This is a genomic window from Mesorhizobium sp. M7A.F.Ca.CA.001.08.2.1, from assembly GCF_003998455.1.
Taxonomy (GTDB): Bacteria; Pseudomonadota; Alphaproteobacteria; order Rhizobiales; family Rhizobiaceae; genus Mesorhizobium; species Mesorhizobium ciceri.
Map to the genome: position 1 here is coordinate 1 of NZ_RZPW01000180.1, position 9272 is coordinate 9272.

The 9272-nt window shown below is 63.5% G+C and carries 8 protein-coding genes and 1 pseudogene; 2 read left to right on the forward strand and 7 right to left on the reverse strand.

All coding sequences use genetic code 11. The features are described 5' to 3' along the window. From EN914_RS13240 to EN914_RS13265, 6 genes and pseudogenes are all read right to left on the reverse strand, one after another. Window positions 1-252 (reverse strand): annotated as a pseudogene (locus EN914_RS13240) (DUF1513 domain-containing protein); the annotation flags it as partial. A gap of 1 nt (window position 253) precedes the next feature. Further along, entirely contained in the window at window positions 254-1333 is a 1080-nt protein-coding gene (locus EN914_RS13245; RefSeq protein ID WP_024503452.1) for an imelysin family protein, read from the reverse strand. Next, window positions 1333-2934, reverse strand: a complete 1602-nt coding sequence (locus EN914_RS13250; protein WP_024503451.1) for a di-heme oxidoredictase family protein — start codon at window positions 2932-2934, stop codon at window positions 1333-1335. The genes EN914_RS13245 and EN914_RS13250 overlap by 1 nt, the downstream gene beginning before the upstream one ends. A gap of 12 nt (window positions 2935-2946) precedes the next feature. Beyond that, window positions 2947-3432 (reverse strand): bacterioferritin, encoded by a 486-nt coding sequence (gene bfr, locus EN914_RS13255; protein ID WP_013527914.1) that lies wholly within the window; start codon window positions 3430-3432, stop codon window positions 2947-2949. Then, window positions 3398-3709, reverse strand: coding sequence for a (2Fe-2S)-binding protein (locus EN914_RS13260; RefSeq protein ID WP_023811421.1), 312 nt, complete (start codon window positions 3707-3709; stop codon window positions 3398-3400). Before EN914_RS13260 ends, bfr begins: the two co-directional genes overlap by 35 nt. Window positions 3710-3822: 113 nt before the next feature. After that, the gene (locus tag EN914_RS13265) at window positions 3823-5112 is read right to left on the reverse strand and encodes an imelysin family protein (RefSeq protein WP_024503450.1); all 1290 of its coding nucleotides are present in this window, start codon (window positions 5110-5112) and stop codon (window positions 3823-3825) included. Window positions 5113-5545: 433 nt separating this feature from the next. Here EN914_RS13265 and EN914_RS13270 point away from each other — a divergent pair, with 433 nt between their 5' ends. Then, entirely contained in the window at window positions 5546-6799 is a 1254-nt protein-coding gene (locus EN914_RS13270; protein WP_024503449.1) for an NAD(P)/FAD-dependent oxidoreductase, read from the forward strand. 30 nt (window positions 6800-6829) lie between these two features. Here the strand turns inward: EN914_RS13270 and EN914_RS13275 are convergent, their stop codons facing one another. Beyond that, entirely contained in the window at window positions 6830-8107 is a 1278-nt protein-coding gene (locus EN914_RS13275; protein ID WP_024503448.1) for a 4-aminobutyrate--2-oxoglutarate transaminase, read from the reverse strand. Window positions 8108-8351: 244 nt separating this feature from the next. Here EN914_RS13275 and EN914_RS13280 point away from each other — a divergent pair. After that, on the forward strand, window positions 8352-9272 hold a 921-nt coding region (locus tag EN914_RS13280), incomplete at its 3' end, for an efflux RND transporter periplasmic adaptor subunit (protein WP_127389112.1).

The window sequence follows — 9272 nt, forward strand, 5'->3', positions numbered from 1 at the left end:
GACCACCGAGCGTTTCGATATGGGATCGAAGGTGACATCGTGGCCGCGATCGGGCAGATCGATCGCATGCAGGACTTTGCCGGCCTCGGACAGGACGGCAGCGCCAAAGCTGCCGTCGCGTTTGACGAAAGCGGTGGCGAAGACGGCGTCGGCCGAAAGCGTCGTTGCCCAGGCCGATGGCGCCATCGCGGCCATGAAGCCAACGCCTGCAGCTCTCAGGAAATCGCGGCGATCTATCAGCGGGGTTTTCAATTCAGTCCCCATCCAGCGAGGAGAAGCCTGCGGTCAGGCCGAATTCAGCGGTCAACCTGGTCCCGATCAGGGTCGACAGGCTGGAGGTGATCAGCGCGAAATGATCGAGCTTGTCGCGCAATGCCGGATCGGCAAGCGCCTTGTCGATTGGACCGCTGACGGCCTTGGCGGTGGCGACACCGTTGACCAGCTGGATGTGGATAGATTCGGCCATCCAGCGCGCATCGGCCGGCAGGGCGTCGCCAAGTTTCGAGGCCTGGAACAGCGTATCGATGCCGGAGAGATTGCCGGCCAGTGACGCGGTGGTGTTTTGCGAGCGCCAATAGATCGCTTGTTTCGGCTTGTCCGCGTCCGGCTTGCCGCCGAAAAATCCTTTCAGGCGCACGTCACGCACCATTTCCAGCTCGTTGACGAAGACGCCGACCAGTTCGGTCACCGCTTCATTGCCGTCGCGGTAGAGCGGGTTCTGCGGCCCCGGATTGGCCCAAATCGCTGCAAAGCCGTCCGGTTTGTTCCAGGCGGCGCTGACCTCGCCGGCCATGGTTTCGATGTTGCCGGCAACAGCAGTGCCATAGGCGCAGCGGTAGGGATCATCCTTGCCGGCCAGTGCATCGGCGCCGTCGCCGTAAAGTACGAACTCCAGCGCGCCCAGCCCCTGCATGGCGACGCTCTTGCCGGCCAGTTGCGCCGGATCGGTGGCGGTCGGATCCTTGGCCGACAGCGCCGCCTGCACCTGCTTCAGGCCGATGCTCTTGCGATCCGGCCAGAACAGCATGCGTTCCAGCCGGTTGTTCTCCTTGATCGGCCCGAAGCCGATGATTTCGGCTGACGACCAGGCATAGACCGTGGCGGAGAATTCGGACCGTGCGGCATCGAGTTCTCCTTGCGAGGGCGTGACGCACAGCTCGCGCATGGATTCGGTCAAGGCTTCCGCATGCTCGTGCAGGCCAGCATAGGCCGGGCGGACGAAGCCATCGATCGCCCGCTGGATGATGTCGGAGGCTTTGACCGCCGCCGACGCAGGGACAACGCCCAGCAGGGCCAGCGGAAGAACGAGAAACAATGCAGAACGCTTGAACATCACAGTGACTCCAGGAATTTGAACAGCGCATTGCGGTCGGCCGCATTGGCTGCGGCAAAGCGGTCGCGCGCTTTCTGCGCCTCGCCGCCATGCCACAGGATCGCCTCGGTCAGGCTGCGCGCGCGCCCGTCATGCAGGAAGAATGAATTGCCGTTGACCGTCTCGGTCAGGCCGATGCCCCACAGCGGCGGCGTGCGCCACTCATTGCCCGTCGCATCGCCCACGGCCTGGCCATCGGCCAGATCAGGCCCCATGTCGTGCAGCAGGAAGTCGGAATAGGGCCAGATCAACTGGAAGGCCTGCGCCTTGTTGGGCGTATCGCGGCGCGTGACGAATTTCGGCGTATGGCAGGCAATGCAGCCGATCTCGTAGAATGTTTTTTTGCCCGCGAGCACGTCCGGCCGGTCGAGGTCGCGGCGCGACGGCACGGCCAGATTCTGCGAATAGAAGGTGACGAGATCCATCACCGGCGGCGGCGCCTCGACCGGGCCAAGACGCTGCTGCACGCCGTTCGGCATGGCGAGGCATTTTGCCTCCGCAGCAGTGCAATCGCCCCAATGCTTCGGCTCTTCGGGCGTCGAGATGCCGATGTCGCCGGCAAAGGCGTCCGCCGCCTGCTGGCGGATCGACGCGGTCTGTGCCTTCCAGCCGAAACGGCCAAGCGTCAGTTCTCCGTTCAGGCTATCGCGCACGATGTTCGGCCTGCCGGAAATGCCGTCGCCGTCCCTGTCGTCCGGATCGGCGTGGGCGAGAATATCAGCCGGCGCGATCTGTTCGATCAGGCCCAGGCCGATCATCGGCGGGGTCAGGCGCGGCGACAGCGTGGTGCGTGGGTCAAGCGGCCCGTAGCCAAGGCCGTCAACCGAATAGCTCGGCTTGCGCAAGGAGATTACAGTGCCGTCCGTCAGCTCTACCTTACGTTCCTGATAGTCGACATGCATCCTGCCTTCACCGGGCAGGCCGGGTACGGCGAGCTCCTGCAATTGCATGCCGTAGACCGGATCGGGGAAGTTAAGCACCTCGTGGTCGGCAAGCGCCGCCTTCTCTTCGACGCTGCTGGCGTCGCGGGCCAGCCGCAGGAACATCGACGTGGTGCCGGCGTTGCCTTGCGGCGGGCGGCCGCGGCCATCTTTCAGATGGCAGTTCTGGCAGGCGCGTTCGTTGAACAGCGGGCCGAGCCCGTCCGACGCCTGCGTCGAGGACGGCGACGAGACCCAGTTCTTGCGGAAAAGCGCGTTGCCGAGCTTGAAGTCGCCCTCTTCCTCGAAAGTGATGTTGGCCGAGGATTGCGAGAAAGAATCGCGGCTGACGTCCTTTCGGGACGTGCCGGCGCCACCTTGCATCAGCTCGAACTGCTCTGGCCTGGAAAAATCCGTGGTCGGCCTGGTGACGGCGATGACGCGCGCCTGATCCTTCGCATTGAGGTCGGTGCGCGTGGTGGCGAGCCCGGCCGGCTGAAGATTACCCGCCATCGCCGAAGAGGCAAGCGCCAACACGAGCACGACACAGCGCCGACGCGCCAATCCGGCTGGCGTCTTTGGAAGGAGCGGCGAGCCATTGGCCCGCCGCGAGCGGCGCACGAATTCTAGCAGGCGCCGCATTCCCGCATGCCCTTACTCCGCCTCGTCCGCCGATGCGGCGTTGAGCTGGCCGTATTTCTCCTCGCCGATCGAGGCAAGCAGGTCGAGCTGCGTCTCGAGAAAGTCGATGTGACCCTCCTCGTCGGCCAGCAATTCCTCGAACAGCTTCATCGTCACGTAGTCGCCGGCGTCGTTGCAGATTTCGCGCGAGCGCTTGTAGGCGGTACGTGCGTCATATTCGCCGGCAAGGTCGGATTCGAGCACTTCCTTGACGTTCTGCCCGATGCGCAGCGGCGCCACGGACTGCAGGTTCGGATGGCCTTCGAGGAAGATGATGCGGGCGACGAGCTTATCGGCATGGTGCATCTCCTCGATCGATTCCGCCCGCTCCTTCTTTGCCAGCTTGGCGTATCCCCAGTCCTCAAGCAGACGGAAATGCACCCAGTACTGATTGACGGCCCCAAGCTCCAGGAAAAGGGCCTCGTTAAGCCGCTCGATGATCTGCGGATCGCCTTTCATGAATTCTGCTCCCGTATTGGACGCGCAGGCCTCTGACGCGATCCAGGTGTGAAACGACATCCACGCCGCTCGCCTCCGAGCGGGCATGGTAATTTTCGGTGACCCGAATGATCGTTTCCACCACATTTGGGAAGCAGCCGCAACAGCGACCGCGCTTTTGCATGGCATGATAGATCTTCGCCGGCACGATCAGCTGCCAGGGATCCTGGTCCAGCAGCCCGACGATCGTCTGCTCGATCTCCTTCTCGGTGATGATATTGCAATGACAAATCAGCATTGGCTTGCTCGGCTGGCTGACGGCGTCTCCCGCGCCATGTGGCTTGATTTTCTAGCGGAGGCCGTTCCAGAGCCGGTTGTCCGGCTCCGGATCAGTCTCCCGTCTTTCGACCCTTACTTGAACACCTTGTCCGGTGCGTCGAGGCTGTCGGACCCTTCGAAGGCGATGGTGCTGAGCTTCAGGGAGCCGACGGCGCGCTCAATCGACTTGGTCTGATCGATCAGCGCATCGATCGCCGCCTGCACGGTGGCGTTGCCTTCAACGTTGCCCTCGGCGATCTGCTGGTCATAGGCCTCGCCAGCCAGTGCACGCGCCTTGATCGCCTCCATCTTGGCGACCGAAACATCGAGTTTGTCGGACAGTTCCTTGTCGATCGCCGGATCGGCCGCCTTCACCATATCGGCCACCGAGGGACCCGAAACGACGGTGCCGTCGAGACGCGTGTAGCTCGCATGATAGGCCGCGCGAATGCCGATGGCGTCGTAGAGATGCGAATTGTAGGTGTTGTCGGAGAAGCAATCGTGCTCCTCTTCCGGATCATGCAGCAGCAGGCCGAGCTTCATGCGCTCGCCGGCCAGTTCGCCGTAGGACAGCGAGCCCATGCCGGTGAAGATGGTCGAGATCGCCGTGTTCGGCTCGCCATCGACAAGAGCCTTGCGGGCGGCGCCGTCTTCCTTCCAGTTGCCGACCATCTCCTGAAGATCCGAAACCAGAAGGTCGCTGGCCGATTTCAGATACTCGGCGCGGCGGTCGCAATTGCCGCCGGTGCAGTTCTTGAGGTCGTAGTCGGTGAAGGGGCGCTCGCCGGCACCCGGGCCGGTGCCATGCAGGTCCTGGCCCCACAGCAGGAATTCGATGGCGTGATAGCCGGTGGCTACATTGGCCTCGATGCCGCCGGCTCCCTGCAGCGTGCCGGAGAGGAATTCCGGCGAAAGCTTCGATGCATCGACCTTCTTGCCGTTGATCTCGATCTCCTTGTTGGCGATCACATTGGCCGTGTAGAGCGCGTTCGCGTCCGATTCGGTGCCGTAGCTCTTGGCGACGTAGTCGATCAAGCCTTCATCCAACGGCCAGGAATTCACCTTGCCTTCCCAGTCGTCGACGATCTTGTTGCCGAAGCGGTAGACTTCGGTCTGCTGGTAGGGAACGCGCGATGCCTTCCAGGCGTCACGGGCGGCGTTGAGGGTTTCCACCGATGGCGTGGCGAGCAGCGCGTCGACCGCCTTGTCGAGCGCCTGCGCGGTGGTCAGCGAATCCTCGTATTTGGCGAGGGCGATGTCGGAATAGGCCTTGATGACCGCCTTTGCATCGGTTTCCGCCTTTGCCGGCAACACGAATACCGCCGCCGTCAGCAGGGCAGTGGCGCCGATCGCCGCAAGCCTGCTGCCATATCGTGCTGTCATGATCACTCTCCAGTTTCTCGGAAATTCTGTAAACGGCGCGCACGCCAACCGGCGCCAGGCCATCTGCGGGCCATTGGGCGCAAAAGATGCCGCGCGATCGCGCGGTTCGCGGAAGAAAGACACCAAAATGCCTCCAATCGAAAGGGTTCAAGGCCCAGACATTAAAGGGATGCGCTGATGCGCGAGCTTCCATAAAGCTGCGAGATCGTCGGATGTCAATGACAATCCGCAAGAAAAGTCAATTGAAACAACAGTTTAGAATTATTCTAAACTACGACTGTCAACTTTATGCATTCTCCTGCACCGGTCTTGCCGCTGAACTGTGCGATTGACAGCCGCCATCCCGGATGCGACCCGCAAAAGCTCGCTTGCAGCGGTGCCAGACAATTGCCATCTGGCGGAACATCCTAGGGTAGAATCGGGATTGAGTGCGATGAAGAACGGTGTGGTCATTGTCGGCGCGGGTCATGCGGGCGTGCAAGCGGCCGCCAGTCTGCGCGAAGACGGCTATGACGGGCCGGTGATCCTCGTCGGTGACGAGGACGAACTTCCCTATCACAAGCCGCCGCTGTCGAAGACTTTCATCAAGGATGCCGAGGCCAAGCCACAACCCTTGCGCGGCGAGGCCTTCTACACAGGCAGCGCCATCGATTACCGGCCTGGCGTCAGGATCGATCGCATCGATGCCGGACGCCGCAGCTTGGATATTGCCGGCGGGGGTGCGCTTGCCTTCGGCCACCTGATCCTGGCGACAGGCTCGCGCCCGCGCACGCTGCCGCTGCCCGGTGCCGACCTGTCCGGTGTGCTGTCGCTGCGCTCGCTGGCCGATGCGCGGCTGATCCGCGACCTCAGCGCGCAAACCGAAGAAGTCGTCATCCTCGGCGGCGGTTTCATCGGGCTGGAGATCGCAGCCACGTTGAGGGCCGCCGGCCGCACGGTGACAGTGGTCGAGGCGGTGGACCGGCTGCTCGGCCGCGCCGTGGCGCCGGTGGTGGCGAGCCACGTCCGGCAACGGCTGGAAGCGACGGGCGTGCGCATCCTCACCGGCACCTCGATCGCCGGGCTCGAAGGCGAAAACGGTCATGTCGTGGCCGCGATCACCTCGTCAGGCGAAAGACTGCCGGCGCGCATGGTCATTGTCGGCATTGGTGCCGTGCCGAATGTCGAACTGGCGCAGGAAGCTGGCCTCGGCATCGCCAACGGCATCCGCGTCGATCACCAGATGCGGACTTCGGTGCCGGAGATTCTCGCTATTGGCGATGCTGCCTCTTACCGTCACTGGTTCACCGGCGGCGACGTGCGGCTGGAATCGGTGCAGAATGCCACCGACCAGGCGCGGCTTGCCGCGCGCACGATATCAGGCCATGCCGACGCCTATTCTGCGGTGCCATGGTTTTGGTCCGACATCGGCGACATGAAGCTGCAGATGGTCGGCCTGACCGCCGGCGGCGACAGCCATGTCGTGCTGGGCGGCCTTCCCGACAACAAATTCTCGATCTACCACTATGCCGGCGACCGGCTGCTCGGCATCGAATCGGTCAACCGTCCGGGCGACCATATGCTTGGCCGCAAGATGTTGGGCGCCGGCTTCTCGCCGACGCCGCAGACGGTGGCCGCTGGCCCCGAAGGGCTGAAAGCGGCACTGGCTGCTTTCCTCGAGAATGAGCCCGCCAGAGCGGCGGGATAATTCCGTCCCTCAGGCGCGGCACCTTACTGATCAGGCGGCGCAGACTTCGCGGATCGAGCTTTCCAGAATGTCGAGTGCTTCGTTCATGACTTCGTCCTGGATGGTGATCGGCGCCAGGAAGCGGATGACGTTGCCGTAGACGCCGCAGGTCAACAGGATCAGGCCCTTGTCGAGCGCCTTCAACCGGATCGCATTGGCGATCTCGGCTGAGGGCAGGCCCTTCTTGACGTCGTTGAACTCGACCGCGTTCATGAAGCCGAGACCTCTGATGTCGACGATCTCGGGCACGTCGTCGCGGATCGAGTGCAGCCGCTGTTTCAGCCTTGCGCCCAGCGTATTGGCGCGGTCGCACAGCTTTTCATCCTCGATCACGTCGAGCACGGCGTGCGCCGCGGCAACGCCGATCGGACTGCCGCCATAGGTGCCGCCGAGCCCGCCGGGGCCGGGCGCATCCATGATTTCGGCGCGGCCGGTGACCGCCGCCAGAGGAAAGCCGCCGGCCAGGCTCTTGGCCATGGTGGTGATGTCGGCGGCCACCTCATGGTGATCCATAGCAAACATCTTGCCGGTGCGGGCAAAGCCGGTCTGCACTTCGTCGGCGATCAGCAGCATGCCGTGCTGGTCGCAAAGCTTGCGCAGCGCAACCAGGAAATCCCGCGGCGCGTCGTAGAAGCCGCCCTCGCCCTGAACCGGCTCGATGATGATGGCGGCGACCCGGGCCGGATCCACATCGGCCTTGAACAACCGGTCGAGCGCCGCCAACGAGTCGGCGACCGAGACACCGTGCAGCGGCACAGGGAACGGCGCATGATAGACATCGCCCGGCATGGCGCCGAAGCCGACCTTGTAAGGCACGACCTTGCCGGTCAGTGCCATGCCCATGAAGGTGCGGCCATGGAAGCCGCCGGCAAAGGCGATGACCGCCTGACGGCCGGTGGCATTGCGGGCGATCTTGATGGCGTTCTCTACCGCCTCGGCCCCGGTGGTGACGAAGATCGTCTTCTTCTCGAACTTGCCAGGCAGCATGCCGTTCAGCCGTTCGGCCAGGCGCACATAGCTCTCATAGGGCACGACCTGGTGGCAGGTGTGGGTGAAGCGGTCGAGCTGTGCCTTGACCGCGTCGATCACCCTGGGATGGCGATGCCCGGTGTTGACGACGGCGATGCCCGACGAGAAATCGATATAGCGACGCCCCTCGACATCCCAGATTTCCGAATTCTCAGCCCGGTCGGCATAAATCTGCGTGGTCATGCCGACGCCGCGGGAAATCGATTGGTTCTTGCGTTCGGAAATGGCTGAATTCTTCATCGTATCCCTCACCGGGCCGGCGCCCGTCCTGTTTGATGCCGTTGAGATGTCTTCTGACCTTATTTCACGTTTTCCTCAAGTCGGCACCACCGGCAGGCGATTGGGCCTGCGGTGGGCAGATCCCGGCGCTTAGCCAGTCGGGCGATACACGTACGAGACCGGTTTCCTTTTCCCGGGGATCGACTATCCTCTGGATGGCCGCGAGGCACCGCGATCAGCGAGCGGCCCGCGGTCGGGAGAGCCCATGAGCAGGAACGTGACTTCGCCCGTCTCGCAGCCATCGGTCAAAGCTCCCGGTCTTTTGTCTTTTCCAGCCGCCCCGGCGCTTTTCGCCTGCACGGCGGCGCTGCTTCTGACCGGCTGTCAGAAGCAGGAAGCGGCGGACAAGAAACTGCAGATCATGGTGCGCACCGAAACGGTGGCGATGGCCGACTATGCGCCAAGGACTTCGCTGACCGGGGTGATCGCGGCGCGTACGCTGAACAATCTGTCGTTCCGGGTCGGCGGTCGCGTCGCCGAACGGTTTGTCGATGTCGGCCAGCATGTCGATCAAGGCACGGTGCTCGCCCGCATCGACCCGCAGGAGCAGGAATCCGACCTGCGCTCGGCGCAGGCCGATCTTGATGCAGCCAAGGCGCAACTGACCCAGTCCGTTGCCGCCTTCGAGCGGCAGAAGACGCTGCTGGCGCAGGGCTTCACCACCAGGCGCGACTATGACGCCGCGGACCAGGCTCTGAAGGTGGCACAAGGCAGCGTCGAAGCCGCGCAGAGCGCTTTCTCCAACGCCCAGCAAAACCTGTCCTTCACCGAGCTCAAGGCCGGTGCCGCCGGCGTGATCACCGCCCGCCAAGTCGAAACCGGCCAAGTGGTGCAAGCCGCGCAAACCGTCTTCACCGTCGCCGAGGACGGCGACCGCGACGCGGTGTTCAACGTGCAGGAGACGCTGATCGCCAAGACACCGGCATCGCCTGCGGTGACGATCACGCTGTTGTCCGATCCGCAGGTCAGGGCAACGGGCAAGGTCCGCGAAATCTCGCCTGCGGTCGACCCGGCTTCGGGCTCGATCCGGGTCAAGGTCGCCATTCCCGACACGCCCGCCGGCATGCCGCTGGGAGCAGCCGTCATCGGCTCGGTAAGCGCCAAGCCGGCGAAGGCGATCCTGCTG

What these genes read in the sequence shown, in the direction of transcription:
- EN914_RS13245 (WP_024503452.1), bottom strand. Translation starts at nt 1,333, where the DNA reads ATGTTCAAGCGTTCTGCATTGTTTCTCGTTCTTCCGCTGGCCCTGCTG.
- EN914_RS13250 (WP_024503451.1), bottom strand. Translation starts at nt 2,934, where the DNA reads ATGCGGCGCCTGCTAGAATTCGTGCGCCGCTCGCGGCGGGCCAATGGC.
- bfr (WP_013527914.1), bottom strand. Translation starts at nt 3,432, where the DNA reads ATGAAAGGCGATCCGCAGATCATCGAGCGGCTTAACGAGGCCCTTTTC.
- EN914_RS13260 (WP_023811421.1), bottom strand. Translation starts at nt 3,709, where the DNA reads ATGCTGATTTGTCATTGCAATATCATCACCGAGAAGGAGATCGAGCAG.
- EN914_RS13265 (WP_024503450.1), bottom strand. Translation starts at nt 5,112, where the DNA reads ATGACAGCACGATATGGCAGCAGGCTTGCGGCGATCGGCGCCACTGCC.
- EN914_RS13270 (WP_024503449.1), top strand. Translation starts at nt 5,546, where the DNA reads ATGAAGAACGGTGTGGTCATTGTCGGCGCGGGTCATGCGGGCGTGCAA.
- EN914_RS13275 (WP_024503448.1), bottom strand. Translation starts at nt 8,107, where the DNA reads ATGAAGAATTCAGCCATTTCCGAACGCAAGAACCAATCGATTTCCCGC.